The organism is Lentzea terrae, from assembly GCF_003265345.1.
Lineage (GTDB): Bacteria > Actinomycetota > Actinomycetes > Mycobacteriales > Pseudonocardiaceae > Lentzea > Lentzea terrae.
Genome location: NZ_QFWW01000029.1, coordinates 459107 through 485451, shown reverse-complemented (window position 1 = coordinate 485451; position 26345 = coordinate 459107). Strand labels below are relative to the sequence as shown.

Sequence of the window (26345 nt, the reverse complement as noted above, 5' to 3'; positions counted from 1 at the left end):
CCCGACCCTTTCGAACGTATCGATGGCAGGAGGGGCCACACAGGGCTGAACGGGGGATTTCCCGGTCTGCCGGGTTCGCCCGTCAGTTCGACTGCCAGAACTTCCAGCGCGCCTTGCGATTCGCTGACAGTTCACCCGCGGCACGGCACCATTCCGCGAACGCCGCAGCGTCCTCACGTGCGCGCGAGCCCGCGCGACGTGGGTGTTCGACGGCGTACGCGTCGAAGAGCGGCCGGAACCGGTCGCCCAGCTCGTCGGCGACGGCCGGGCCCAGCATCCGCACGATGCCGCGGCGTTTCGACAGCAACGCGCGGCGCTCGACGTTCAGCCGTTGTTCGTCGAATCCCGCCGGGGCGGGTCCGTTCGCGAGCAATGCATTTAGCAGCTCGGCCTGGGCGGCCGCAAGCCTTTCGCGTGCGGCCGAAGGATCATTCAATTCAGCCACTGTGCTGGTCCATGCTTGTCCACCACGGCGCGGATAGCAGCGAGTTCGCTCGCGATTTCGGTGTCCGACGGGTAGTTGTCGTCGCGCTCCAGCAGAACGCCGGGTGGCCTGACGCGCGAGCACAGCTCGTCGAGGACGCCGAGCACCTCCGGCAGCACCGCGTGGGCGTGCGTGTCGTGGTAGACGTCGCCGTGGTGCTCGCCACCGGCCACGTGCACGTAAGCCAGTCGTTCCAACGGGATCTCGTCCAGGAACCGCTCGGGGTCCGTGCCGATGTTGCGGGCGTTGGCGTACAGGTTCGCGACGTCGACGAGCAGCCAGCAGCCCGTGCGTTCGACGAGCTCGGCGAGGAACTGGCCCTCGGACAGCTCGCCGTCCGGCCACTCGAGCAGTGCGGCGACGTTCTCCAGCGCCAGCGGCACCGGCAGGTTCTCCTGCGCCAGCTTGACGTTCGCGACCAGCACGTCGAGCGCGTCCTTGGTGCGCGGCACCGGCATCAGGTGCCCGGAGTCGAGCCCGCCGGCGCGGACGAAGCACACGTGATCGCTCACCATCGGCGCGCCGACGGCCTCGGCGACCTTGCCGAGGTGCTCGACGCGGTTCAGGTCGACCGGGTCCGCGCCGCCCAGCGACAGCGACACGGCGTGGGGGAGCACCGGGATTCCGCGCTCCAGCAGCAGTGTCACCGACTCCGGCAGGTGTCCGATGTGGAGGTTCTCCGCGACGACCTCGACGAAGTCGACGCCGGGCAGCCGTTCCACGGTCAGGTCGATCTCCGAGCGCCAGCCGATGCCGACGCCCAGGTCCGCGATTCCCGCCATCAGCTGCCTCCTCCGCCACCGCAGCTTCCGCCACCACCGCCGCAGCTGCTGCCACTGCTCGACGAACAGCTGCTGCTCGAAGAACAACTACTGCTACCACAGCCACCGCTCACCCCGCAGCCGCCACCGTCCGAAGAGGACCGGCGCTTGCGGCGCTGGTTGAGCGGCAGCATCTTCACGATGCTCTGCGAGAGCCCGAAGTCCTCGGCGACCGGGCGGCGGTTGACCTTGCCGCAGAAGCCGTACACCGCCACGTTGTGCACGCGGTCGGTCGCGGCCACGTGCAGCAGGGCCTCCTTGCCCGCCCTGGTGACGGCTTTCCGGCCGCGCTGCCAGAGGCCGAACCCCACCGCGATCGGCACACCGAGGAACAGCACCGGCGTCACGAAGCCGAGCAGGAGCAGGACAGCCGCGAGCAGCAGCGAGAACCCCCACGCCGGGTTGCGGCGGCGGGGATGTTGCATGAGCCCCTGGTCGAGCAGGTGTTGGTGCAGCTGCGTCATCTCGGTGCTGTGCGCGGTCGACTGCACGATCGTGTCGAACCGGACCGGCGTGCGCGCGTAGCTCAGGATCCGCGCCTCTACCCCCGTGGTCGCGCCGTGGTTGTTCTGGTGCACCGCGGTGACGAGCCCGTCGCGCGACACCCGCACGAGGCCACCGTCGATCAGCCTGGCCAGTGCGGTCTCGGCGGCACGGCCAGGCCCGGCGCTCAGGTAGCCGACCTGTTCCGCGGAGAGCTGCGTCCCCTGTGCGGTCAACGGTGTGACCATCAGTTCCCCCTTAACTGCTGGAGCTGCTGCAGCTGCTGCCACTCGAACTGCTGCAACTGCTACTGCTTGAACTGCTGCAGCTGCTGGAACTGTTGCAGCTGCTGCTGGAACAACTGCTGCTGGAGCAGCTCTGGTGGTCGTACACACCGCCGCAACTGCTGCTGCTGCTGCTGCTGCGGTGCGAAGTGGACCTCGACTTGGCCTGACGGATCTGGATGGGGCGGGGAGCGTTCGGGAACCCGTGCAGCGCCACGGTGTCCACCTTGCCGCGCGGGTTCCGCTGTGCGTGCCCCAGGACGCCCCTGCCGAGCGGTGTGAGCATCTTCTTGCCCCGCATGAGGAACGCGAAGAACAGGAGCACCGCCGACAGAGCGAACAGGTTCCGGTCCCAGATCACGGCCGCGACGGCACTGGCGAGGGCGAGCACGAACAGCAGCGTCCGGAAGCCGCGGTTCGGGCTGCGGCCCCACTGCCTGCGCACCAGCGCCCGGTCGACGAGACCGCGCTGCAGCGAACCCATCTCCTGGCTGTGCGCCGCCGGCCCGATCACGTGACCGAACGGGCGGCCCGCGCCGGTGAGCCCGGCGAGGATGAACGCCTCCAGCGCCGTCGTGGCCCCGTATCCGTTCTGATGGACGGCGGTCACGAGTCCCTCCCTGGACATCCGCACGTGACCGCCGTCCATCAGCCGGGCCAGTGCGGCCTCCGCCGCCCTGCCCGGTCCCCCTGCCAGGAACCCGATCTCCTCCGCGCTTGCTTGGTGCGGTGCCGAAGACTTGGCCATCAGCTCTCCCCTCACTGGTGCCAACGCATCTTCGACGTGAGATCTACCCCCGGGTTCCTGGCGTTACCTGAATCAGTCCGAACAACTCCGGTCAGCCGCCGCCCCCGCCGCAGCCACCACCGCAGCCGCCGCCTCCACCGCAGCTGCTTCCGCTCGAACACGACGAGCTCGAGCTGCCGCCGTCGCCGCCGTAACCGGTGTAGCCGGTCGGCGACCCGGAGGAGGCGATCAACGAGCTGCGCACCTCCAGATCCGGGTAGACGGCCAAGCCGCCGAAGAGAACCAGGCCCGCCGCACCCGCGTACAGGGCGTCGTCGGACGTGGCCATCCGGCTGCTGTTGGCGGTGCGCGCCGCGGCGAGCACGCTGTTCCCCTTGCTGGTGCGCACGTGCTTGCTGCGCCGCGTGAGAAGGAAGATGAGCGCACCGGTGAGCAGGATCTGCAACGCCAGCCAGCCGACGGCCGTGCCGATCGCGAGGCCGTTGACCAGGCGGGCGACCCCGATCGCGAGCAGCACCCACAACGCCGTGGATCCCTTGCGCAGCGCGGCTTTCGCGACGTCCGGGTGGACGACGAGGCCCATCTCCTCGAGACGCCTGCCGATCGCGGTGACGGCGTCGTCCTTGGCGACGGCGGGGATCAGCAGGTTGACGGTGCGGTTGGTGTAGCGCTGGCTGTCGGTGATGACGGCGCGGTCCACCGGGTTGAGAGAACTCGTCGCTGCCGTGGCCTGCACGGTGCCACGTCGTGAAGTGCGCAGCTCACCCGCGGTGAGCAGCCGCGCGAGGGCCGTTTCGACCACGCGCCTCGGACCGCCCGCAAGATATGCGAGCTCGTCCATGTCCAGGGAGCGCACGGGCTGGCTGCTGTGGCCGGCCCGCACGCGAACCCGGACGATGATCGCGACCAGCACGGCCAGTGCCAGTCCGATCCAGTACAGCTGAAGGAACTCCGGTCCGGACAATCCCCAAGGCCTCTGCATGCGACCCACCCCCTGACTGCCCCGAAAGTGCTTCGGTGGCGTCCATGGTGTGGTCCGGGCCACATGCCCGCAATGCTTGTTGACGAAGCCTTAGGGTTGTCCGTCTTCTGTCACTTATTTGTGGCTATGGCTCACCCTTTGGAGCCAACTCAGCTCGAGGAGCCGCCGTCGACTCCGCTGGAGCCTTCGCCATCGGTACCGAAGAAGATCATTGCGCCTCCCAGGTCTGTCCCGCCGTTCGTGGCCGGACTCGGCTCAGTCTCCTATTCGGACGGAACGAGTTTCAAGGAGATGGAGTTGATGCAGTACCGCTGGTCCGTCGGAGTGGGGTACCCCTCACCTTCGAAAACATGTCCGAGGTGGCTGTGACATGTGGCGCAGAGCACCTCGACGCGGGTCATGCCGAGGGTGCGGTCCTCGCGCAGGATGACCGAGTCTCCGGCCAGCGGTGAGAAGAACGACGGCCAGCCGCAGTGCGAGTCGAACTTGGTGTCGCTGCGGAACAGCTCGGCTCCACACGCACGGCACTCGTAGATGCCCTCGGTCTTGGTCTCGGTGTACTCGCCGGTCCAGGGACGCTCGGTGCCTGCCTGGCGCAGCACCGCGTACTCGGCGGGGTTCAGCTGGGCGCGCCATTCCTCTTCGGAACGCACGACTTTGGGGGTGGCGCCGACAACAGGTTCCATGTCCCTTTATAACGCGGGCACCGCGGCAGGGCTTCCCGGCGACGGCCCACCCCGGTGCTGCCGTAAGGCCCCGTTAAGAAGTCGTTCTCGTTTGGATCAGAAGATGATGGTGAGGATGTCGCTCAGCGCGAACCAGATCGTGAGGATGACGCCGAGCAGGATCAGCCCGACCACGATGACGGCCACCAGTCGCTGGTGCCCGGTCGTGCGGTTCGCGGAGTCGGCGAAGTCCTGGACGCCCTCGAGGTAGCCCTCGACCGTGTAGCCGGGGCGCTCCCGCTTCATCCGGTCCAGGTGCTCGGCGAACGCCTGGGTCTCGGGGTCTTGCGGGTCGAGACCGATCAGTTCCTCCTGGAACTTCTCGCGCTCGTCCTTCGAATCGCCCATAACGCCAGCTTAGTGCCTGGACTCAACTCGCCAGCGCAAGCGAAGGCTTAACAGCACCAACGGTTCGTCCGTGTCCCAGCACGGGAACCGTGGCGAGGTCCTCGACCTTGCGCACGTCCACCCCGAGCCTCTTGAGCACGGCCACCATGACGACCGCGCGGGCACGCGACGAGCCGTCCGCGATCTTCAAAGCCACACCTTCGCCACTCGGCAAACCAACCGCGTAGACACCCTCGGCGCCGTCCTTGGCGATGACGCCGGGCAGGGCGTCCATCAGCACGGTGACGTCACGGCCCGTACCGCCGACCCACTGCGGGTAGGCGTTCATGGCGGCGGCGACGCGGTGCTCCAGCGTGCCTTCCGGTGCTGAGGCGAGTCGGCCGAACGCGCGCGCCAGGCCCGTGAGGCTGATGGCGAAGATCGGGGCGCCACAGCCGTCGACGCCGACCTGGGCGACGGGCTCGCCGGCCACGTCCTCGATCGTCTCGCGCGTGGCGACCTGCAGCGGGTGGGTCGGGTCGAGGTAGTCGCCGGTGGACCAGCCGTTGGCGACGCAGGTGGCGAGCATGGCGGCGTGCTTGCCCGAGCAGTTCATGTACTTCGGCGCGGCTTCGAGGCCGCGGGCGAGGTGCTGGGCGCGGGCCTCCTCACCGAGCGGCAGGTCGGGGGTGCACCGCAGGGCGTCCTCGCCGAGACCGGCGGCCGCCAGGATCCGCAGGGCGCCCTCGACGTGGAAGTCCTCGCCCGAGTGCGACGCGCAGGCCAGCGCGAGCAGCTCGCCGTCGAGGTCGAGACCGCTGCGGAGCATCGCGAGGGCCTGCAGCGGCTTGTTCGACGAGCGCGGGAACGCGACGTCGCCGGGGCGGCCGATCTCCAGGGTGGGGGTGCCGGAAGCGTCGGTGGCGACGACGGTGCCGTGGTGCACCGACTCCAGGAAGTCGCCGCGCCAGACCTCAGCCACAACCTCGTGTCCCATGCCACCCCTCCTGCGACTCCGGGAAACTGCCAACTGTCGACAGTTGACAACGCGACTAATGTAACCAGGAGATGGACGGTGCCGTCCAGAGCAGGAGACGAACGTGACACCTCCGCTGCACCTCAGTCTGGCCGGGCAGGCCGTGGACGTCTTGCGCGAGCAGGTGCTCACTGGGGAAATCCCTCCAGGCTCGCGGGTCAACGAGGTCGAGGTGGCGCAGAAGCTCGGCATCAGCCGCGGACCGTTGCGCGAGGCGATCCGGCACCTGGCCTCCGAGGGGCTGCTGACGCTGGTGCCGCACCGGGGCGCGTTCGTGCCCGACGCCGCCCCCGACGAGGTCAAGGCCCTGTTCGAGCTGCGCACCGCCCTCGAATGCGCGGCGGCCGAACTGGCGGCGTCACGCCGGACCGACCTCGACCTGGTGCGGTTGCAGGAGGTGTGCGCGGAGAGCCGGCGCAACTACCGGGCAGGGCAGCCGTTCCCGTACCGGCTGGACCTCGCCTTCCACCGGACGATGCTGGACGCGGCTCGCAGCCCGCACATCGCCGAGCAGGTGCGGCTCGTGCAGCAACGGGTGGTGCTCCTCCGTAGTGCGCTTGAGGACGACCCGTCGCACACCCACGCGTCGATGGACGACCACGACGAGCTCGTCATGGCGGTGGCCGACGGTGACGCGGCGCGCGCGTCCACGGTGATGCGGCGTCACCTCTCTCGGGTGTGTGCGCAGATGATGACCAGCCTGAACCGCTAATTTCGGACGTATGACGTTCGGCGACCGGCTCCTCCACCACCGCAAGAACGCCGGGCTCAGTCAGGAAGAGCTCAGCGAGCGGTCCGGCGTCAGCGTCCGCGCGATCAGCGACATGGAACGTGGCCGGGCCCGGTCACCGCAGCGGCGCACGACCGAAGCCCTCCTCAACGCCCTCGAACTGGGCGAGCGGGAGCGCGAGGAGCTGCGCAGGCTCGCCAGGACCGGCCGGGTGGCGCTGCCGGGGCCCGTCTGGTCGTTGCCGATGTACGTGGCGGACCTCGTCGGTCGCGACCCCGAGCTCTTCACGATCGCCGAGAAGCGCAGCGGGCTCGTCGTGGTCCACGGCGCTGCGGGAACGGGCAAGACGAGCCTCGCCGTGAGGGCCGCCCATCTGCTCGAGGAGTGTTTTCCGGACGGTCAGCTGCTCATCGAGCTGGAGGGGTCCAAGCCGCCGCTGCGGCGGTTGCTCAAGGACCTCGGTGTCCACGCGGAGCACCTGCCGGACGACGTGGCCGGCCAGACCAGGCTCTACCGGTCGTTGCTCGCGGGTAGGCGCCTTCTGCTCGTGCTGGACGGTGCGAGCAGCGAGGAGGAGGTTCGCGCGCTAGGGGCCAACGTTCCCGGCTGCCTCACGATCGTGACGTCCCGGCGCAGGCTGGCCGGGCTCACCGGCGCCACCTGGATCCGGCTCGGCGGCCTCACCGCAGAGGCGGCCGCGGAGCTGCTCGCGTCGATCATCGGGCCGGACCGCGTCGCAGCCGACCAGCAGGCCGCGCGCGAACTGGTCGAGCTGTGCGGGAGGTCGCCACTCGCGTTGCGGATCGCGGGCAACCGGCTCGCCAGCCGCCCGCGCTGGCCACTCGGGCACCTCGTCGAGCAGATCGAGGAACGGCACCTCGCCGCGCTCACCGCGGGGGACCTGGAGGTGCGCGGGCCGTTCGAGGTGTCGCTGGCCCACCTGCCGGACCACGCGCGGCTCGTGTTCCGCAGGCTGGGGCTGCTGATCGGCACCCACGTCACCGCGGAGCTCGCCGCCGAGCTCGCGGGCATCAGCGTCGCGGCAGCGGAAGAGGCGCTGGAGGAGCTCACCGACGTCAGCCTGCTCGACCCCGACGACCACGGTTACTCGATCCACGGTCTCGTCCGCACCTTCGCCAAGGACCTGACCGACGCCGATGACGACGCCAGCCGGAGAATGTTGGCCTGGCTGCTGGAAACCACCGTCACCGCAGGAGTCCTCTTCGGACAGACGGGCGACGCACGACGCGTGCAAGCCCAGGGTCACATGGACATCGCAACGGCGCGGCGCTGGCTGGACGACCACCGCGACCTGATGCCGGAGATCGTCGAACAGGCGCAGTGCCAAGGCCTGCACGACGAGGTGGCGCGCGCGGTGATCGCACTCTCGCACTACGCCGCCATCGAACCGAGCCCGGTCTGGGAACGCATCTACCGCGCCGCCCTGGCGTGCACGCGCGAACCGTGGCAGGAGATCGTGGTGCTCAGCCAGCTCGGCTGGGTGCTGTTCGACGTGGTCGGCCGGCCGGCGGACGCGCTGGAGGTGCTGACCCGCGCGGCCCAGCGCGCTGAGGAGTCGGGCGAGCTGGGGCACATCGGGTGGGTGTGGCTCGTCGCGGCGGCCTCGCACAGCGGGCTCGGCGACCTCGACGAGGCGGAACGCGTGTGTCTCAAGGCGATCGAGTGGATGCGTGAGCCGGTGGACGTGCTCTACGCGCGGTCTGTGCTCGGCGTGCTGTGGCAACGGATGAACCGTCCGCAAGCCGCCGTCGCCGTACACACAGATGTCGCGAACGAGCTGAGGGCCTTCGCAAGCACCACCTACGAACTGTCAGCGCTCGGCCGCACGCTCTGGTGGCTCGGCCTCGCACTGACAGACGCCGACAGACCGGACGAGGCAGTCTCAGCGCTGACTGAGGCCGAACAGGTCTATGAACGCGCACAGATGAAGTCCTGGCGTGCGCGCGCACTCTGGCATCGCGCCGAGGCTCACCGTTCGGCCGGCCGGATCGCGGAGTCCGATGAGGACCTCAAGACGTTGCGCGCGCTCGGCGACAGCAGCGCGTATCAACATCATCTGCGAGACTCGCGGGAATGAGGGCGACCACCTTCAGCGAGTTCCTGAGGTTCTACCGGCGCCGGGCGGCCCTCACCCAGGAAGATCTCGCCGCCCGCACCGGCCTGAGCGTGCGTGCGTTGAGCGACCTCGAACGCGGCCGCGTGCAGACCCCGCAGGCGCAGACGGTCGACCTGCTGGTGACCGGGCTCGGCCTCGAAGGCACGGAGGCGACCGAGTTCGTCGCGCTCGCCCGGTCGTCCGAGACCACCGGTTCCCGGCCAGTACGCACCGACTGCGCACCGCCACCCGCCAAGGCTTTGATCGGCCGCACTCAGGAGCAGCAGGACCTCGCCGAGTGCATCAAGCGCGCGGCGGCGTCGTCGGCACTGGACGTCGTCGTCCTGCACGGACCGCCCGGCGTCGGCAAGACCTCTCTCGCGGTCGACGCGGCCCACCAGTTCGCCACCACGTTCACCGACGGTTGCCTCTACCTCGATCTGCGCGGCAAGGATCCCGCCCCGCTCATACCGGAACGGGCGTCCGAACGGGTGCTGCGGGCGTTCGGGGTGCAGGACGCGCGGATGCCGTCGGACGCGGACGACCGTTTCCGCCTGTACCGGTCGATGCTGCGGGAACGGACCGTGCTGCTCGTGCTCGACAACGCCGCGAACGAGGCACAGGTCCGGCCGCTGCTCGCCGCGAGCCCCGGTTCGCTCGTGCTCGTGACCAGCCGCAACGTGCTGGCGGGCCTGGACTGCCGGTACCGCTTCGACCTCGGCCCGCTGTGCTACGACGATGCCGTCGAACTGCTCGCCGCGGCCGCCGGCGCCGACCGGATCAGGGCCGACCAGGAGTCCGCCGACCTGGTCGCGACGCTGTGCGGGGGAGTTCCGCTGGCGCTCGCCATCGCGGGTCACCGGCTGACCGGCCGCACCGCGTGGTCGGTGCGCCACCTCGCCGACCAGCTCTCCGACGAACGCGCACGCCTCGACGTGCTCGCGACCGGGGATGTCCAGGTCCGCAGCGCGTTCGGGCTGTCCTACCGCCAGCTCGCCCCGGAAACCCAGACGATCTTCCGCAGGCTCGCGCTGGTGCACGGGCCGGACACGTCCGTTGCGCTGGCCGCGATCGCCGCGGACATTCCGGCGGACGACGCGGAGACGTTGCTGGAGGAACTCGTCGACGCATCGCTGCTGCGGCCGGACGTTCCTGGCCGGTACTCGTGCCACGACCTGATCCGTGACTACGCGCGCGAACGCTTGCACAGCGAGGAACCCGACCTCGAGACACACCGCCTGCGCACGCGCGATTGGCTGCTCACGACCGCAACGCTCGCCGCGTCGTCGTTCCACCCCGACGAGCAAGGTGCGTCAGACCTGGTGAGCGCGGACCGCTGGCTCTCCGCCGAGCTGGCGAACTGGCGTGGCGCGTTCCGGGAGGCCATCGCCGATGGTTCGACCGAGCAGGTGCTGGCGCTGGCGCAGTCGATGCACTGGTACTCCGACCACCGCGGTGCCGGCGACCTGTGGCTGGAGGTCTACTCGGCGGGTGTCGAGGCGGCCAGGGCGCTCGACCGGCCGGTGGAGCTGGCGCAGCAGCTCAACTTCACGACTTGGGTGCACGTCGCCAGGGTCACGAACATCCCGTTGGCGTTGGAGGCGCATCACGAAGCCCTGCGGGTCGCGGAGGAGTGCGGTTCAGTGCTCGAAACGGCCTGGGCGCACTACTACCGCGCGGCCATCGAGACCCGCGTCAGCAGCCACGCCGAGGGCGTCAGGCACGCCAGGCTCGCCGCCGAGCTGTTCCGCGAAGCCGGGTTGCCGCTCGGTGTGGTGATCGCGCTGTCGTACGCCGGGGTGCTGCTGCAACGCATGGGACGTTTCGACGACGCCGTCGAAACGCATCGCGCGTGCATCGCCGAGGAACGCGCCGTGCACGGCAAAGGTGTCGGTAACGAGAACCTCGCGCAACTGCTGCTGCGGCTCGCGGACAGCCTCACGGCGGCCGGTGACCACGAGGCGGCGCTCGGCGTCGTGGCCGAGGCGGAGGCGCTCATCGGCGAGTCCGTGCCGAGCGTGCGCGCGCTCGTGCAGCACACCCGTGGCCTCGCGTTGAGCAGCGCCGGTCGTCTCGCCGAGGCCCGTGACCTGCTCGCCGTCGCCGCGGAGTGGGTGGTGGACCCGGAGGTGACGGTGTCCGTGCTCATCTCTCTCGCGGACGTGTGCGACCGCATGGGTGATCACGACGCGGCGACCAGGCATCGAGTTCGTGCGCTCGCGGAGTCGGACGGTTACGCGTCGCCCGGTATGACCGCTTTGCGGCAGAAGCTGAAAGAGGCGCTGAGCCTCGCTGTGTAGGTCACTGCAGAACGGTCGCGAGGAAGGCGTCCGCGTCGAAGTGCTCGGCACCGGGCGGCACGAGCCGGTAGGTGGCGTCGAGGAACTTGCGCAGCGTCCCGGCCGGCAGCCGGAACACGGTGACGTGCCGGTCGGAGACCAGCTCCAGGATGAGAGCGCGGCCGCCGGCGGGACGCAACCGCACGTCGCCGAGGCCCGTCGGTGCCGTCATGCCCTCGGCGAGCAGGTCCCTGCCCATGATCCAGGCCGCGACCCCGCCGCCCGCGTGGAAGTTCATCGTCACCGCGAACGGGTCGTCCGCCTGGTAGATCAGCTCGGTCTCGACCGGAGCGGTGTTGCCGTCCGGGCGGACGAAGTCGAAGACGGTGCGTGACGCGACCCGCATCGGGACTCCCTGAGATGTTCGCCGGTGTTCAGCAGGTGTCACGTAACCGGCGGTGAATTGGTTCAAGGTCGGTCGTTGTCATTTACCAATGCGGTCCGCGCGGGCTGTGCGAACGGGCAGACCTGCGGAACTTCTGCCGGTTCTTCTGCATGGTTCTTGCCCGTCGCGCACGTTTTGCTGGAAGGCATGGTTGCCCCGCTCCGCCCCGGTCTCGTCGAGGCCGTCGTGCGCCAGGCCGGTGGTGTGCTGGTGGGACGAGAGCGCGAGATCGCCGCCTTGACAGACGCGCTCAGTGGTGGTGAACGGTCGTGCGTCGTGCACGGCGCGACTGGCATGGGCAAGAGCGCGATGCTGTCCGTCGCGTCATCGATCGCGGTGCGCAGCGGGATGCGACCGGTGCGCGGGCTGCGGGTGTTGTCCGAGGGCGACACGTTGCTGCTCGTGGACGACGTCGAACAGCTCTCCGCCGAGGATGTCGAGCGGCTGGCCCGGTTCCGCGGCCCCGTGGTGCTCGCCGCGGACGGTGCCGTGGAAGGCCTCGTGCCGGACGCCGTGCGGGTGCCGTTGCGGCCGGTGGACGCCGACGCCGTGGCCGAGCTGATCCGGCGCCGGTTCGACGTCGAGGCCGCGCCCGAGCTGACCGCGCTGTGCCTCGAGTACAGCGGGGGCGCACCGGGAGTGGTGAGCGACGTGCTGGACCTCGTGCCGGACCTCTCGTTGCGGGAAAAGCTGCCCTGGCTGCGGTTGCCGCGCCTGTTGCGGGCGGTGCGGCGGCACTGGCAGGTGCTGGACGCCGATGCGGTCACGGTGGCCCGCGCGCTCGCCGTGCTGGGGAACGCACCCCTGGATCTGCTGGGCGAGGTCGCCGGGATGGACTCGTTCCGCACGCTCGGCGCGTTCGAGCGCCTGGTCGACGCACGCCTGGCTGTGGCCGATCCGATGCGGATCCAGTCACCTGCGCTGGGCCACGCGATCCGGCACGAGATGGAGCCCGAGGCCCGGGACCGCCTGCACCGCAGGGCTTCCGACGTCATGCAGCGGCGGTGCGAACCGCCGGTCGCGGTGGCCGAGCACGTCGTGGCGTGCGCCCAACCCCTTGGGGCGCAGTGGGTTGCTCCACTGTTGCACAGCGCGGCGCGACTGCATCGGGCGGCTGGACGGCCGGAGCAGGCGGTGAGGTGCCTGCGCGCGGCTCTGCGGGAACCGGCGGACTCGCCGACCGCCGCACAGCTGACGATCGGGATGGCGGATCTCCACCTGCGGTGCGGGATTGCGCCGCGGGCCGATGAGCTTGCGCGGCAACGGCTTTCCGCGACCGGGGAGCCGTTGGACTGGCTCGCCGCGGTGGCGCTGGACTGGCAGTGCGACGAGGACGTCCTGGGTGTGCTGGCGAGTTCCCCTGTCGTTCCGGCGGATCCGGAGGCGGCACTGCGCGATCTGCCGGAGAGCGGGCCGCTGGTGTTGCCGGCGCTCGTCTTCGCCGGGCTCGGCCTGCTGCGCACCGGATCGGCCGCGGTGCTGGAGCACCTGCCGCGGCTGCGGGCCCGGCTCGTCGGAGCGGAGAACGACTGGCTGACGGCGCTGGAGATGTGGGCGCACCGGTCGGGCGGTCACCACGCCGAGGTGTTCCAGCTCATGCGCGATCTTGCTCAGGCGTCGCCGGCTCGGGGCTGCGTGGCGTTGGGCGCGGCAGCTTTCGTCGCGTGCTGTGTGGACAGCGGACGGTCCGGTGAGGCGCGGGAGATGTTGGTGCGGCTCGGTTACACGGGTGACTTGCCACCGGCGTGGGTGTGCATTTGGTTGCTGCACGAGCGGGCGCGCCTGCACCTCGCGCTCGGTGCGCCGCGGGCCGCGCTGGCCGACGCCGAACGTGCCGGGGCGGCCGATCTGGTGGATCTGGCGCGTTCGGCATTGACCGAGCGTCCGGCACTGGTGCGCGGTGGCGCGTGGGGAAAGCTCACGCCGCACGAGTCGCGCATCGTGGAGCTGGCGTTGGAAGGGGAGACGAACCGCGAGATCGCCACGCGGTTCAACGTCACCCAACGCGCGGTGGAGCTGCACCTGACCCGTGTCTACCGCAAGGCCGGGATCAGCAGGCGGGTGCAGCTGTCCTCGGTCTTCGGTCCCAGTTGAGACCCCATTTGAGACTCGTTGTCACCCAAACGGATGTGAACCGCTCCCGTCGCTCCCGTCGTCTTTGCCATCAACAGCAACGAAACGACGGGAGCCTTCACCATGTCCGGGAACGCCGAACCGATCGTGCCCGCCGCACCCGAGCACGACGTGCACGACGTGCTGCAGGGCACGATCACCTGGGACCAGTACCACGCTTCCCGCGCGGCTTAGAGCAGGTTGGAACGGATGGCCCAGGCCACCGCGTGCACCCGGTTGCGCAGCCCGAACCGTTCCAGTAGCTGGTGCAACGCGTACTTCACGGTCCGTTCCGAGCAGAACAGCCGCGCGGCCACCTCGGCGATCGTCGCGCCGTCGGCGAGCAGCCGCAGCAGCTGCAGATCGCGGTCGTTGAGCACCGGAGATCGTTCCTGCACCGCATGACCGTTGACGAGCAGCCGGATCAGGCGTTCGGCGTTGACGTCCGCGCGCCGCAACGGGTTCGCGAGTCCGGCCTGTGCGGCGATCGACGGTGTGAGGTCGTGCACCCGTGCGGCGATGACCACGATTCTCGACGAGCCGATGGCTCGCAGCCGTGCCGCCTGTTGCGCGCACAGCTCGTTGACGAGGGCGAGTAAGACATGCGCGTCTGTGCGGTCCTGCACCACTCGCACGCGCGGTGATGTCTTCAGCAGATGGGTCACGCCGGCCGCGCTGATCAGGTCTCGGGACTCCACCGCAACGCGCACCGGTTCGAGTCCGGAGTCCACGGTCGCCAGGGCAGTGCTCATGCCCCCGATCGTCCGGAATTTCGGCGGCCGTCCACTTCGGAAAACCGAAGCCATCCGATGATTACCTGGCTGGTGCCTGCCCACGTGCGGAACTCGCCGGTGGGCCAGTGTTCGATCCTGAGCTCGTCGCCGGGCAGCACCGGGGCGGTGAACCGGGCGTGCAGCTCGGTGAAGTCCTTGCCGCGCACGGTGATTCCGAGCGTGCACAGGCCGTGCAGGATGGGCCTCGGGAACCCGGCCCGTCCGGCGAACTCCGGGTCGTGGTGCATCGGGTTCACGTCGCCGGTCTCGCAGTAGCGCAACGCCTGGTCGTTGGACGTCTGGAAGAAGCTGATCTCGGGTTCGGCGTCGGGTGTCCCGAACCTGCGCGTTTCGCCGCGTTCGCCGCCGAAACCGCCTTCGCCCTTGAGGAAGCACGACGAACGCGTGCTCGCGTACTCCGACTCCCAGGTGCTGACGACGATCGCGCCCGAGCCCTTGTCGTGGATGCCGGTCACGGTCTTGGTGACGATCGTGGAGCCGCTTCGCGGGAGTCTTCCGTGCAGCCACAGCGACTGCTCGGCGTGCAGGACCTGGGTCATGTCGGCGCCGGTCAGTCCCAGCTGCGGGCCGCCGTGCTGCAGGAGGGGGATGGCGAACGCGGGGGAGTAGCCGCCCGTCGCCGCCGCGTACACCTCGGCGTCGTCGGCCGACCAGGTGCGGACCTGTCGTTCGACGACGCCGAGGATGCGGTGGTTGAGCACTGTCCCAAGATAGAACTAACCGAGCGTGCCCCGGATGCTGGCGTGACCCTTGAGGAGGTTGCGGGCGATCGTGCGGCGCTGGATCTCGTCGGTGCCCTCGTAGATCCGCAGCAGCCGCAGCTCGCGGTACCAGCGCTCGATCGGCAACTCGCGCGTGTAGCCCATGCCGCCGTGGATCTGCAGGACGCGGTCGACGATCTCGTTGGCCTTGATGCCGCCGTAGAGCTTGGCGATGGACTGCGCCTGCCGCGAGTCCTGCTTCTGGTCGACGAGCCACGCGGCGTGCAGCACGAGCCAGCGCAGCGCCTCGATCTCGACCGCGGAGTCGGCGATCATCCACTGGATCGCCTGGTACTCGGCGATGGGCTGGCCGAACGTGACGCGGTTCTTGGCCTGCTCGATCGCCATCTCGACGAGGCGTTCCACCGACCCGAGCGCGCGGGCGGGCAGCAGGTAGCGGCCCTGGCCGATCCACTGCATCGCCAGGTTGAAGCCCTTGCCGACCTCGCCGAGGATGTTCTCCTCCGGCACGCGGACGTTGTCGAACACCAGCGCCGCCGGACCCCACTGGCCCATGGTCGGGATGGGCTCGGACTTCCAGCCCATGTCGCGGTCGACGAGGAAGCACGTGACGCCGCCGTCGGCGCCCTTCTCCTTGTCGGTGATGGCGAACACCATCACGAAGTCGGCCTCGTTGCCCTGCGTGATGAACGTCTTCTCACCGTTGATGACCCACTCGTTGCCGTCCTTCACGGCAGTCGTGCGGATCGCCTTGGCGTCACTGCCGGCGCCGGGCTCGGTGATCGCGAAGCACGACACCCGCTCGCCGGAGATCGTCGGCAGCAGGTAGCGCTGCTTCTGCTCCTCGTTGCCGTGGAACAGGATGTTGTCCGCGTACCCGCCGAACCGGAACGGGACGAACGACCTTCCGAGCTCGGCCTCGATGAGCGCGGTCATCATGCCGCCGAGGCCCATGCCGCCGTACTCCTGCGGCGTCAGCACCCCGAAGAACCCGGCCTGCTTCGCCTTGTCCTGCAGCGCCTTCAGCTCGTCCTTCGGCAGGCCGGGCTGGCCGGCGCGTTCGCGGCGCAGCACCTCCGGCTCCAGCGGGATGATCTCCTTGCGCACGAAGGTCCGCACCCAGTCGCGGATCTCCTTCTGCTCTTCGTCGAGCGTGAAGTCCATGGTCCTTTTTCCTTTACTGGAACGCGTTGATGCCGGTCAGGGCTCGACCGATGAGCAACTTCTGGATCTGGCTGGTGCCCTCGTAGAGGGTGGTGACGCGGGCGTCCCGGAGGTACTTGCCCACCGGGTACTCGTCGATGTAGCCGTAGCCGCCGAAGACCTGGATGGCGTTGTTGGCGACTTTGACCGCGGCCTCGCTGGCGTAGAGCTTGGCCATGCTCGCCTCGGTGCTGAACGGCTGGTCCCGGTCGGCGAGGTCGGCGACGCGCCAGGTCAGGAGCCTCGCCGCGTCGGTTTCCACGGCCATGTCGGCCAGGAGTTCTTGAACGAGCTGGAAGCCTGCGATGGGCTTGCCGAACTGCTCGCGTTCTTTGGCGTACTCGAGGGCGGCTTCCAGGGCTCCTCTGGCCGCGCCGACACAGCCCGCGGCGACGGACATGCGGCCCTTGTCGAGCGCCTGCATCGCCAGCTTGAAGCCCTGTTCGCTGAGCAGGGCGTCGTGTCCGACCTCCACGTCGTCGAGGGTGATCTCGGCGGTGGCCTGGCCGCGCATGCCGAGCTTGCCCTTGATCTCGGTGGCGGTGAAGCCCTTGGTTTCGGTGGGGATCAGGAACGCGGAGATGCCCTTCGGGCCTGGTCCGCCGGTACGGGCGAACGTCAAGGCGATGTCCGCCCACGTGCCGTTGGTGATGAAGACCTTGCGGCCGTTGATCCGCCAGCCGTTGTCCGTTTTGGTGGCTTTGGTGACGAGGCTGCCCGCGTCGCTGCCGGTGCCGGGTTCGGTGAGCGCGAAACAGCCGACTTGCGTGCCACTGGTGAGACCGGGCAGCCAGCGTTGTTTCTGCTCTTCGGTGCCGTGTTTCGCGATCGACTTGGCGACCAGGCCGAGCGACACGGAGATGATGCCTCGCACGGCGCTGTCACCCCGTGCGACCTCTTCCAGGACCAGGCAGTACGCCAGGTTGTCGCCGCCGGACCCGCCGTAGCGCTCGTCGATGCCGAGCCCGAGGAACCCCGTCGCGCCGAGCTGCGGGACCAGGTCCCGGTCGATCGCCTCCTCGCGGTCCCAGCGCGTCGCGTGGGGGACGATGCGCTCGTCAGTGAAGCGCCGCGCCAGCTCCCTGAGCTGCCGGTGTTCGTCCGAAAGCATCAAGTCCACGGGTCCTCCCGATTAACCGAACAGTGTTAGGTTAACCCACATGCCCCGGCCGAGCACCCCTCTGCTGAGCCCCGATCGCATCCGGTCGACGGCTCTGGCCATCATCGACCGCGACGGCCTCGACGGCCTGTCGATGCGCAAGCTGGCCGCTGAGCTGGGCGTGCAGGCCGCCTCGCTGTACGGGCACGTCCGCACCAAGGACCAGCTCCTGAACGACATCGCATCGTCGATCTTGTCGTCGGTCGACGTCTCGGGTTTCTCCGTGGACTGGCGTGAGGGGCTTTTGCGGTGCGCGCGCTCGTACCGTGCGGCTCTGTCGTCGCACCCGAACATCGTGCCGTTCCTGGCATACGGCCCGGCCGGTCGTGACGAGTCGCTTCAGCGGCTGGACCTGCTGCACGGCGCCCTGGTCGAGGCCGGCTGGTCACGACGTGAGGCCACGATGATCGCCGCGGGCCTGATGTACATCGTGTTCGGCTCTGCTTTGAGCACGTTCTCCAGCGGCTTCTCCGCCGACCCCGCCGACTACTCCGGCCGCTACCCGCACCTCGACCGCGCCCACCTGCTGCCCGGCGTTGCCCGCGAACTGGACCGCGACAGCTTCGAGTTGGCGCTCGCGGCGTTCGTCCGGGGCCTTTAGTGTTCTGACGTGGCTGCCAAGTCGAAGGCGATCGAGCTCGAAGTCGGTGACCAGCTGGTGCGGGTGTCCAACCCGGACAAGCCGTACTTCCCCGCGCGGGGAATCACCAAGGGTCAGGTGGTCGAGTACTACCGCACCGTCGCTCCGGTGTTGCTGACCGTGCTGCGTGACCGTCCGGTGGTGTTGAAGCGCTACGTCGACGGCGTCGAGGGCGAGGCGTTCTACCAGAAGCGCGTGCCCAAGGGCGCCCCATCGTTCGTCGAGACCGTGCAGGTGCGTTTTCCTTCCGGCCGTCCTGCCGACGAGATCTGCCCGACCTCCGAAGCTGTGATCGTGTGGGCCGCCAACCTCGGCACTTTCGACTTCCACCCGTGGCCGGTGCGTCGTTCCGACGTCGACCACCCGGATGAGCTGCGCATTGACCTGGACCCGCAGCCGGGGACTGATTTCCGTGATGCGGCTGCCGTTGCTGGTGTTCTGCGCGAGGTGCTCGCTGACGCTGGGCTGGTGGGCTATCCGAAGACTTCCGGTGGTCGTGGCATCCACGTTGCCGTGCGGATTCGGCCTGAGTGGGACTTCATCGACGTGCGGCACGCGGTGATCGCGCTGGCTCGCGAGGTGGAGAAGCGGGCCCCCGATCAGGCGACTTCGGCGTGGTGGAAGGAAGAGCGCGGTTCTCGCGTCTTCATCGACTTCAACCAGGCGGCTCGTGACCGCACGATCGCCTCTGCCTGGTCGGTGCGGGGGACTCCTCGCGCTACCGTGTCGACGCCGGTCACCTGGGCTGAACTGTCCACTGTGGATCCGGACGACTTCGACGTGCTGACGGTGCCGAAGTACTTGGAGGAGCGCGGCAATCCGCACGAGGGGCTGGATTCGGAGGCGTTCGGGATCGAGACGTTGCTGGAGTGGTACGCCGCTGATCCGCGTGGCGAGATGCCGTATCCGCCGGACTACCCGAAAATGCCGGGCGAGCCGATGCGGGTGCAGCCGTCGCGCGCTCGCAAGCCTTAGGGAATCGCCTCGATGCGCTCCAGGTGCTGCTCGCCCCACTCGCCGAGTGGGGCGAGCACCTCGTTGAGGGAGCGGCCGAAGTCGGTCAGCGAGTACTCCACCCTGGGCGGCACCTGGTGGTAGGACTCGCGGCTCAGCAGGCCGCTGGCCTCCATCTCGCGCAGCTGAAGGATCAGCATCCGTTCGCTGATGCCGGGCACCGCACGCCGCAGCTCCCCGAAGCGCAGCGGTCCGTCGCCCAGTGCGAACAGGATCAGTCCCTTCCACTTGCCGCCCATGACGGCGATGGCGGCGTCGAGGCCGCAGGTGTAGGTCCGCTTGGCCATGAGCACTCCCACGAACAAAAGTGTTGGTACCTGACAAAATTGTAGGTACTTGATCAATTGTGTGCGGCGGCTCAGGATGAGAACGAAGCGCTGATCAGCGAATTCGCGCAGATTCGACTAATCCTTTGGAGTTGACGCATGTCTGGGGAAAGCCGCACGCCCGTGTCCGTGCTCGGGCTGGGTTCGATGGGCCGGGCGCTGGCGGAGGCGTTGGTCGACGCCGGCCACCCGACGACGGTGTGGAACCGCACGCCTGCCAAGGCCGCACCGCTGGTGGCCAAGGGGGCTGTGGAAGCGGAGACCGCGGCGGCCGCGGCCGAGGCGAGCCCGCTCGTCATCACGTGCCTGACGACGTTCGAGGACACCAGTTCCGTTCTGGAACCGGCCGCGTTGTCGGGGCGTGCCCTCGTCACCTTGAACAGCGGCTCGCCCGCCGGTGCCCGTGCCATGGCCGCTTGGGCGACCGGCCGCGGTGCCCGCTTCCTGGCAGGAGCGGTCAAGAACGTGCCGTCGGCGGTCGGAGCGCCGGACACGTTGCTGTACTACGGCGGCGACAGCACGGTGTTCGCCGAGTACGAGACGACGCTGAAGGTGCTGGGCGGTGACACCGTCCACCTCGGGGACGAGGCCGATCTCGCCGCCCTGTACGAGATGGCGGTGGGTGCGATGCTGCTGCCCGCGCTCGTGGGTTACTTCCAGGGCGCCGCCGTGCTGCAGTCCCGAGGGCTTCCGGTGAGCAGCATGGTCCGGTTCGCGGGGAAGTGGCTGGACATGATCAAGTCCTTGTTGCCGCTCTACGCCGGGGAGATCGACCGCGGCGACTACACCGATGCCGCCTCGTCGGTGAACCTGTTCCTCGCGGCCGAGGCGCACGACCACGAGCTGGCCGCGGAGACGAACGTCGACACCACCTGGCTCGCGCCGCTGCACGACCTGGTGCGGCGGGCGCTCGCGGCCGGGCACGGCGAGCACAGCGTGTCGGCCCTCACCGAGGTGCTCAGGAAGCCGGTGGGCTAATTCGGTTGCCTGCCAGGTCAAGATCACCGCATGGAGCCTGACGGTGAACTGCTGCGCGACCGCCTCGGCCTGCGCGGGGATGTGGTGCGGTTCGAGGAGGGCTCGTTGCCCGTCTTCGCCATCGGTGACGACCTGGTGCTGAAGCTGTGGCCGCCGGAGCACCACGACGAGGTGCCGACCGAGGTCGCGGTCATGGAGGCGCTGCACGGCCGGTTGCCGGTGCCGACGCCGAAGCTGCACGACACGGGAGTCCTCGACGAGTGGGCGTACGTGCTGATGTCGCGGCTGCACGGCGAGGAGCCCGCGGTGCCGGACGTTGAGATCAGCGTGCAGCTCGGGGAGGCGCTCAAGGCGCTGCACGAGGTCGAGCCGCCGGCCGTGCTGGAGCCGCGGGACTGGGCGGCGTTCGTGGCTGAGCAACGTGCCGGATGTGTTGAGCAGCAACGGAAGCGCAAGCTGGACGAGCGTTGGCTGGAGCAGATCCCGGAGTTCCTCGACAGTGTGGATCTGCCGAGTGGAGAGGTGTTGCTGCACACCGAGGTGATGAGCGTGCACCTGTTGCAGCAGAACGGGAAGCTGTCCGGGCTGTTCGACTTCGAGCCGGCGATGCGCGGGGCGTTCGAGTACGAGTTCGTCGGAGCGGGCATCTTCGTGACGAAGGGTGACAAAGAGTGTTGGAAGGCGATGGTCGACGCGTACGGGCGCGTGCCGGAGCCGCGGCGGGTGATGGCTTACACGCTGTTGCACGTGTACAGCAATGTGCCGTGGTTCATGGAAGGCATGCCGCAGGCTGACACGCTCGACGAACTGGCCGAAAGGTGGTTCGGGCAGTGAGCCAACCGGCTGCATAGGGGACGAATCCAGCTGCCGACCTCGTAGAATGTGGGGGACGTGAGAGGAGGTCGCCTGTGTCCCAGCCGTATGTCGTGCGGTACGTCGGCGGCCCTCTCGACGGGCGGGTCGACTCGTTGCCGGCCACGCCCGAAGATCCGAAGCAGACCGTGACGTACGTGCACCTGCACGGTGGACCCAAGATCGTCCACATCTACGACCTGTCGTACGCGGTCGAGTACGGGTGCGAGTACCGGCTGCGCGCCGAAGAAGCCTGAGCAACCCTCACGTGGACACGCACTGGCAATAGGGTTTACCGTTTGTCATGAGAGCGCTCTCACACACTGTGGTGCGAGAGGAGATTCCATGCACGTGCGGATTCGAGGAGCGATCGGCATCGCGGCGGTGGTGGTGTCGCTCATGGCGGCAGGACACGTCGTAAGCCGGCCGTCGGTGTCCCACGCGGGGCACAGTTACGTTTACAGCGCCGAGCAGGCGCAGGCCATGGTGGAGCAGCAGGCGATTCCGGGCTCGGAGTTCCGGGCCACCTGCGCGGCCAGTCATCGCCGGCAGGATGACCCGATCGTGTTCCAGAACCAGTCGGGCGTGTCGCACATGCACGAGTTCTTCGGCAACCGGACGACGGACGCGCGGTCGACGTTGACGTCGCTCAAAGCCGGGACGACGAACTGCAACCCGATCGCGGACAAGTCGGCGTACTGGGTGCCGACGCTGTACAAGAACGGGCAGGCCGTCGCGCCGGACAGCGTGACGATCTACTACCAGGGCATTCACGACCGGCAGCGGGCCGTCGCGCATCCGCAGGGGCTGCGGTACGTCGTCGGCAACTCGAAGGCCACGTCGCCCGACCAGAACCCGGCGGCGCGGTGGTCGTGCACCACGCAGTCGCCGTCGGACCGCAACTTCCTCAACTGCCCGCCCGGCACCAAGGTCGAGACCTATCTGGACTTCCCGACCTGCTGGAACGGCCACGACCTGGACTCGGCGAACCACCGCGACCACATGGCGTTCGCGGTCGGGCTGGTCTGCCCGGCCTCGCACCCGGTGGTGGTGCCGCGGCTCGAGTTCCTGATCACCTATCCGGTGAACGGGACCGGGTTGTCGTTGGGAGGCACGGTCAACGGGGTGAACGTGACCAGCGCGCCCGGCTACACGTTCCACGGTGACTTCATGAACGCGTGGGACCAGGCCGAGCTGGAACGACGGGTCCGCAACTGCATCAACGCGGGCTACATCTGCGGGACCGACGGAACTCCGTAGAACTTTTGGGTAACTGATCTTGCTGTTGGACCCGGTGCTCAGAATTGTCAGGGGTGTAGGGCATGCTGGGGCACAGGTGTTCGAACGGCGGGAGGCAGCGCGATGGCGAAGAAGAGCGGGCTGTCGGCGGAGGACGTCGACAGCCTGCGCTCGCAGCTGAACGAAGGAACGCAGCCGATGGTGTGGTTCACGGCGGCCGCGGTGGGCATGGAGGCGGGGAGGTCGGCGAAGCTCCTCGCCTTCACCGAACCGGAAGAGGGCGATTTCATCCAGGTGCGGCCGACCGGGTCGAAGGACGAGATGTCGTTCGGCCCTGCCGAGCTGACGCTGGTGAAGCCGCCGCCGCGCAAGAAGCCACCGGCCCCTGCGCCGCCGGAGCCGCCGCGAGAGACTGAGATCCTCTACCCCTACGTTCCGGAGGCGCCGGTGAAGCCCGCGGCCCCCAAGCCGAAGCCCGCTCCCGTGGTGGAAGCAGCTCCCGCGCCCAAGCCGGCGCGCAAGTCGTCCGCCAAGGGCGCCACACCCGAGGTCACCGTGACGCTCACGTCCGCCGGCGAGGGCGAGTGGACCGTGGAGGTGCTGCAGGGCACGCGCAGGTCGGTCCGCCCGACCCCGGTGTCGCCGGCCGCCGTCGCCCAGGCCGCGAAGCTGCTCACACCGGAGGTCGCCGAGATCGTCGAGGGCGTCCTGAACGCGGCGCGTGCTCAGCAACTGGCCCGCGTGGAGCAGTTGCGCGCCGAACTGGAGGCAGCGCAGAAGGCTTTGGACGACCTGGGCGCGTAGCGGGGTCACGCGCTGCGACGCCTCGGTGGTTGTCCGCACGCGTTCGGGTGAGGGGGCTTCCCAGGGCTGGTGCCGGGGCGGACCGTGGGAGACGCGGAGGTCCCGCGCAGGTCCGGCTTGGAGTACGGGGAGGCCCTGATGGGTACGTGTGGGTGCTGTTCCGGGTGCACGGGTCCCGGCTGCGGCTGCTGTTCCAGCTGCTGACATCAGAATTCGGCCTGGGGAGTTTTCCGCGCTGTGGTCGCGGAGAACTCCCCGAGTCATGTCCGGCTGTCACGCCTCTTCGGGGTCCCCGAGTGCTTGAAGTTGTTGGCGCACATCCGAAGCCTGGGGTGCGCCGAGATCGGTGAACGTTGCGAGAGCTCCCGTCCACGCCTCGGTGTCGACCCGGCCGGCGCCGACGAGGTCGCGGAGCAAGGTCATCGAATCGTGGCGGGACAACAGGTCTAGGGTCCTGTCACGGAGGGCAGACGGTGCCGTTCGACGGCACCTTCGCGTCGATCAGGTAGTCGCGCACGGCGGTCGTCGCGCAGCCGGAGAGCGTCAACGCCCCGTGCCCGCTGCCCTGCCAGCCGATCAACACCGACCCCGGCAGCCGCTGCGCCGTGTGCTCGGTGCCGGACGCGGGCGTCGCGACGTCGTTGGCCGTGCTGAGCACCACGATCGGCGGCGCGCTCTTCAGCTGGTCGAGCTTCTCGGCCTTGGGCGGCGGGAACGGGTTGCAGTGCAGCAGTTGGCGGGCGAGGAGGGCGCCGAACATCGGGTGCTTGCTCTGCCAGTCGGCGGTGAGGGCCTTCACGCGGTCCGGCGGGATGCGGGTCGCGGTGTCGTTGCAGCCGATCACCAGGCCCGCGTCGAAGCGGGGCGGGTTCTCGTCGAGGTCGTTCACGAGCGGGTCGAGCAGCGTGAACAGGCCGCTGCCGTCGCCGCCGCGGGCCTTCGCGATCGCGTCGGCCAGCGCGGGCCAGCGCTTGCGGTCGGCGAGGCCCGTCAGGATCGCGTTCAGTGCGGAGCCGGGAGTGAGGTCGACGTACTCGCCGCGCAAGCGGGTGTTGCGCAGCTGTGAGAGGAGTGCCTGGACGTCTCCGCGTGGGTCGGCCAACGCGCAGCCGCGGGTCTTGCAGTCGCGGCTGAACGCCTCGAACGTCGCCTCGGCGGCCGTGGCACGGGACTCCAGGACGCCGACCTGGTCGAGCGCCGGGTCCGGGGCGCCGTCGAGCACCATGCGGCCGATGCGGTTCGGGTAGCGCTGGGCGTAGGTCGTGAGGACGCGCGAACCCTCGCCGACGCCCACGGCGTTGAGGCGATCGGTGCCGAGGTAGTCGCGGAGGCGTTCGAGGTCGGCGGCCGCTCGCCACGAGTCGAACGCCGTCAGCCTGCCTTCGAGGTCGAGCACGCACTCCTGCGACGCCTCACCGGCGGCGACGACCAGGCTCGACTGCTCGGTCTGAGCGGGGTCGTACTCGACGAGCTGCGCGCGCGTTGCCGGTGGCACGCACGACATGCCGTCCGAACGGCCCGTGCCGCGGCGGTCCATGCCGATGATCGTGTACGTGCTGAGGATGTCCTTCGGCAACGCCGCCGCGAGCCGTGCGGCCTTCATCGTGCCTGGCTCGCCACCGGGGTCGTTGACGACGACCAGAGCGCTCTTGCCCGTGCCGACGCGCATCAACCCGATGCCGAGCGTGCCGCGTCCCGGACGTCCGGGCGGGTCGAGCACCACGGTCATGCGCGCGCACTCGTAGGTCAGGTCGCCCTGGGGAACGTCGGTGCCGAGGCGGTCCTTCATCTGCTCGTTGCACGGCGACCAGCCCAGCGAGTCCTTCTTGTACTCGCTGAGCGGCGGCACTGGCTGCGGCCCGGCGAGCGTGCTCTGGTCGACGGGCTGGTTCTCCTCGCCCTTGACCGCGATCACCGGCCGGGTCGAAGGTCCCGCGCTGCACGCCGTCAGCACGCTCACTGCCAATAGGGCCAAGGCAGCGCGACGCACAGATGTCCTCACTCTCGTTCTCACTCCAGGGAGGTGAGCGTCGCACGCCGAAAGTGAGAACACGGTGAGTGAGGTCCGTGTGTGCTGCCCCACCGAGCCGTTTACTCGGATGCTTCGCCGCAAGGCCGTGAGTCAGGATGGGGCCATGGCTCACGCGGACCGGCTCCCAGTCGCACGGCTGATGGGCGGGATTCCACCGACCGCGCTGGTGCTGCTCGGCATCGTGAGCGTGCAGGTCGGCGCGGCCGTCGCGAAGCAGCTGTTCACGGTCGCGGGCGCGGCGGGCACGGTGACGCTGCGCCTCGTCGTCGCCGCGCTCGTGCTGGTCGTGATCTGGCGTCCGTCGCTCCGCATGGACCGCAGGACGTTGCTGGTCGTCGTGACCTACGGCGTGGTGCTCGCCGTGATGAACCTCTGCTTCTACGCCGCACTCGCCCGCATCCCGCTCGGCGCGGCCGTGACGATCGAGTTCCTCGGCCCGCTGGCGGTGGCCGTCGCCGGCTCCCGGCGATGGCTCGACGGACTGTGGGTGCTGCTCGCGGGGGTCGGCGTGGTGCTGCTGACGCGCGTGCAGGGCGGGCTGGCGTTGTCAGGCGTGCTCTTCGCGCTGGCCGCGGGCGCGTGCTGGGCAGCGTACATCCTGGTGACGGCCAAGCTGGGCAGCAAGACCTCCGACGGCAAGGGCCTCGCGCTCGCCATGGTGGTGGGCGCGGCGGTCGCGCTGCCGTTCGGCGTCTCGTCCGCCGGGACCGCGATGCTCGACCCGGTCGTGCTGGCCGCGGGGTTCGCGGTGGCGTTGATGTCGTCGGTGATCCCGTACTCGCTGGAGCTGGAAGCGTTGCGGCGCATGCCTCCGCGGGTGTTCGGGATCTTGATGTCGCTGGAGCCGGCGGTGGCCGCACTGGCCGGTCTGCTGCTGCTCGGCGAGCATCTCAAGCCGGCGCAGTGGGTCGCCGTGTGCTGTGTCGTCATCGCGTCCGTGGGTGCGACGAGGTCGGCACGCCCAGAGGCGTAGTCGGGTCGCCACGAGGTCGCGTCTGCGCGATTCAAAC

28 protein-coding genes are annotated in these 26345 nt (G+C 69.1%); 12 read left to right on the top strand and 16 right to left on the bottom strand.

Features of this window, described 5'->3' with window-relative positions; translation table 11 throughout:
• Nucleotides 1-82: 82 nt before the first annotated feature.
• The 8 genes from DI276_RS36805 to DI276_RS36770 all read right to left on the bottom strand — a co-directional run bounded on the left by DI276_RS36805 (nt 83) and on the right by DI276_RS36770 (nt 5851).
• On the bottom strand, nt 83-436 hold the full coding sequence (locus DI276_RS36805) for a hypothetical protein (protein ID WP_112272278.1): 354 nt from the start codon (nt 434-436) through the stop codon (nt 83-85).
• Complete coding sequence (locus tag DI276_RS36800) at nt 433-1266, bottom strand: DUF692 domain-containing protein (protein ID WP_112272469.1); 834 nt, start codon at nt 1264-1266, stop codon at nt 433-435. Before DI276_RS36800 ends, DI276_RS36805 begins: the two co-directional genes overlap by 4 nt.
• Complete coding sequence (locus DI276_RS36795; protein ID WP_157985167.1) at nt 1266-2078, bottom strand: TIGR04222 domain-containing membrane protein; 813 nt, start codon at nt 2076-2078, stop codon at nt 1266-1268. The genes DI276_RS36800 and DI276_RS36795 overlap by 1 nt, the downstream gene beginning before the upstream one ends.
• Complete coding sequence (locus tag DI276_RS36790; protein ID WP_112272276.1) at nt 2047-2820, bottom strand: TIGR04222 domain-containing membrane protein; 774 nt, start codon at nt 2818-2820, stop codon at nt 2047-2049. Before DI276_RS36790 ends, DI276_RS36795 begins: the two co-directional genes overlap by 32 nt.
• 91 nt (nt 2821-2911) lie before the next feature.
• Nucleotides 2912-3802, bottom strand: a complete 891-nt coding sequence (locus DI276_RS36785) for a TIGR04222 domain-containing membrane protein (protein WP_157985166.1) — start codon at nt 3800-3802, stop codon at nt 2912-2914.
• A gap of 263 nt (nt 3803-4065) precedes the next feature.
• The gene (msrB, locus tag DI276_RS36780; protein ID WP_112272272.1) at nt 4066-4488 is read right to left on the bottom strand and encodes a peptide-methionine (R)-S-oxide reductase MsrB; all 423 of its coding nucleotides are present in this window, start codon (nt 4486-4488) and stop codon (nt 4066-4068) included.
• Between the two features lie 96 nt (nt 4489-4584).
• Nucleotides 4585-4875 carry a hypothetical protein gene (locus DI276_RS36775; RefSeq protein ID WP_112272270.1) on the bottom strand — a complete coding sequence of 97 codons (291 nt, stop codon included), beginning with the start codon at nt 4873-4875 and terminating at the stop codon, nt 4585-4587.
• Nucleotides 4876-4897: 22 nt separating this feature from the next.
• Nucleotides 4898-5851: an asparaginase gene (locus DI276_RS36770; RefSeq protein WP_112272268.1), complete on the bottom strand. Its 954-nt coding sequence runs from the start codon at nt 5849-5851 to the stop codon at nt 4898-4900.
• Nucleotides 5852-5954: 103 nt separating this feature from the next.
• Here DI276_RS36770 and DI276_RS36765 point away from each other — a divergent pair, with 103 nt between their 5' ends.
• Genes DI276_RS36765 through DI276_RS36755 form a run of 3 tightly spaced genes read left to right on the top strand, consistent with a single transcriptional unit; the run spans nt 5955 to nt 11036 of the window.
• Complete coding sequence (locus tag DI276_RS36765) at nt 5955-6602, top strand: GntR family transcriptional regulator (protein WP_112272266.1); 648 nt, start codon at nt 5955-5957, stop codon at nt 6600-6602.
• 10 nt (nt 6603-6612) lie between these two features.
• Nucleotides 6613-8718, top strand: coding sequence for a helix-turn-helix domain-containing protein (locus DI276_RS36760; RefSeq protein WP_112272263.1), 2106 nt, complete (start codon nt 6613-6615; stop codon nt 8716-8718).
• Complete coding sequence (locus DI276_RS36755) at nt 8715-11036, top strand: ATP-binding protein (protein ID WP_112272261.1); 2322 nt, start codon at nt 8715-8717, stop codon at nt 11034-11036. Before DI276_RS36760 ends, DI276_RS36755 begins: the two co-directional genes overlap by 4 nt.
• Before the next feature lies 1 nt (nt 11037).
• On the opposite strand, the gene DI276_RS36750 is transcribed toward DI276_RS36755, so the two are convergent.
• Nucleotides 11038-11421 (bottom strand): SsgA family sporulation/cell division regulator, encoded by a 384-nt coding sequence (locus DI276_RS36750; RefSeq protein ID WP_112272259.1) that lies wholly within the window; start codon nt 11419-11421, stop codon nt 11038-11040.
• Between the two features lie 186 nt (nt 11422-11607).
• On the opposite strand from DI276_RS36750, the gene DI276_RS52630 reads away from it, so the two are divergent.
• The gene (locus DI276_RS52630) at nt 11608-13554 is read left to right on the top strand and encodes a helix-turn-helix transcriptional regulator (protein WP_232837174.1); all 1947 of its coding nucleotides are present in this window, start codon (nt 11608-11610) and stop codon (nt 13552-13554) included.
• Nucleotides 13555-13763: 209 nt separating this feature from the next.
• On the opposite strand, the gene DI276_RS36740 is transcribed toward DI276_RS52630, so the two are convergent.
• The 4 genes from DI276_RS36740 to DI276_RS36725 are packed head-to-tail and all read right to left on the bottom strand — an operon-like array spanning nt 13764 to nt 17411.
• Nucleotides 13764-14324 (bottom strand): LuxR family transcriptional regulator, encoded by a 561-nt coding sequence (locus DI276_RS36740; RefSeq protein WP_157985165.1) that lies wholly within the window; start codon nt 14322-14324, stop codon nt 13764-13766.
• Complete coding sequence (locus tag DI276_RS36735) at nt 14321-15067, bottom strand: MaoC/PaaZ C-terminal domain-containing protein (protein ID WP_112272255.1); 747 nt, start codon at nt 15065-15067, stop codon at nt 14321-14323. The genes DI276_RS36740 and DI276_RS36735 overlap by 4 nt, the downstream gene beginning before the upstream one ends.
• A 15-nt stretch (nt 15068-15082) precedes the next feature.
• Nucleotides 15083-16252, bottom strand: coding sequence for an acyl-CoA dehydrogenase family protein (locus DI276_RS36730; RefSeq protein ID WP_112272253.1), 1170 nt, complete (start codon nt 16250-16252; stop codon nt 15083-15085).
• A gap of 13 nt (nt 16253-16265) precedes the next feature.
• A complete protein-coding gene (locus DI276_RS36725) occupies nt 16266-17411 on the bottom strand; it encodes an acyl-CoA dehydrogenase family protein (RefSeq protein ID WP_112272251.1) in 1146 nt (381 codons plus the stop codon).
• Nucleotides 17412-17451: 40 nt separating this feature from the next.
• Between DI276_RS36725 and DI276_RS36720 the strand changes: the two genes are divergently transcribed.
• Both DI276_RS36720 and ligD read left to right on the top strand, forming a co-directional pair.
• Nucleotides 17452-18051 (top strand): TetR/AcrR family transcriptional regulator, encoded by a 600-nt coding sequence (locus DI276_RS36720; protein WP_112272249.1) that lies wholly within the window; start codon nt 17452-17454, stop codon nt 18049-18051.
• Between the two features lie 9 nt (nt 18052-18060).
• Entirely contained in the window at nt 18061-19065 is a 1005-nt protein-coding gene (gene ligD, locus DI276_RS36715) for a non-homologous end-joining DNA ligase (RefSeq protein WP_112272247.1), read from the top strand.
• Here ligD and DI276_RS36710 read toward each other — a convergent pair.
• Nucleotides 19062-19391, bottom strand: a complete 330-nt coding sequence (locus tag DI276_RS36710) for a winged helix-turn-helix transcriptional regulator (RefSeq protein ID WP_112272463.1) — start codon at nt 19389-19391, stop codon at nt 19062-19064. The genes ligD and DI276_RS36710 overlap by 4 nt on opposite strands.
• A 138-nt stretch (nt 19392-19529) precedes the next feature.
• Here DI276_RS36710 and DI276_RS36705 point away from each other — a divergent pair, with 138 nt between their 5' ends.
• From DI276_RS36705 to DI276_RS36685, 5 genes are all read left to right on the top strand, one after another.
• Nucleotides 19530-20408 carry an NAD(P)-dependent oxidoreductase gene (locus DI276_RS36705; RefSeq protein WP_112272245.1) on the top strand — a complete coding sequence of 293 codons (879 nt, stop codon included), beginning with the start codon at nt 19530-19532 and terminating at the stop codon, nt 20406-20408.
• A gap of 30 nt (nt 20409-20438) precedes the next feature.
• Nucleotides 20439-21242: an aminoglycoside phosphotransferase family protein gene (locus DI276_RS36700; RefSeq protein WP_112272243.1), complete on the top strand. Its 804-nt coding sequence runs from the start codon at nt 20439-20441 to the stop codon at nt 21240-21242.
• Nucleotides 21243-21316: 74 nt separating this feature from the next.
• Nucleotides 21317-21517, top strand: a complete 201-nt coding sequence (locus tag DI276_RS36695) for a hypothetical protein (protein ID WP_112272241.1) — start codon at nt 21317-21319, stop codon at nt 21515-21517.
• A gap of 88 nt (nt 21518-21605) precedes the next feature.
• The gene (locus DI276_RS36690; RefSeq protein ID WP_112272239.1) at nt 21606-22520 is read left to right on the top strand and encodes a DUF1996 domain-containing protein; all 915 of its coding nucleotides are present in this window, start codon (nt 21606-21608) and stop codon (nt 22518-22520) included.
• 102 nt (nt 22521-22622) lie between these two features.
• On the top strand, nt 22623-23303 hold the full coding sequence (locus tag DI276_RS36685) for a DUF6319 family protein (protein WP_112272237.1): 681 nt from the start codon (nt 22623-22625) through the stop codon (nt 23301-23303).
• A gap of 273 nt (nt 23304-23576) precedes the next feature.
• On the opposite strand, the gene DI276_RS50405 is transcribed toward DI276_RS36685, so the two are convergent.
• Both DI276_RS50405 and DI276_RS36680 read right to left on the bottom strand, forming a co-directional pair.
• A complete protein-coding gene (locus tag DI276_RS50405; RefSeq protein WP_157985164.1) occupies nt 23577-23726 on the bottom strand; it encodes a hypothetical protein in 150 nt (49 codons plus the stop codon).
• Nucleotides 23727-23760: 34 nt separating this feature from the next.
• Nucleotides 23761-25263: an alpha/beta hydrolase gene (locus tag DI276_RS36680; protein WP_232837173.1), complete on the bottom strand. Its 1503-nt coding sequence runs from the start codon at nt 25261-25263 to the stop codon at nt 23761-23763.
• Between the two features lie 175 nt (nt 25264-25438).
• Between DI276_RS36680 and DI276_RS36675 the strand changes: the two genes are divergently transcribed.
• Nucleotides 25439-26308 carry an EamA family transporter gene (locus DI276_RS36675; protein ID WP_232837172.1) on the top strand — a complete coding sequence of 290 codons (870 nt, stop codon included), beginning with the start codon at nt 25439-25441 and terminating at the stop codon, nt 26306-26308.
• Nucleotides 26309-26345 lie beyond the last annotated feature (37 nt).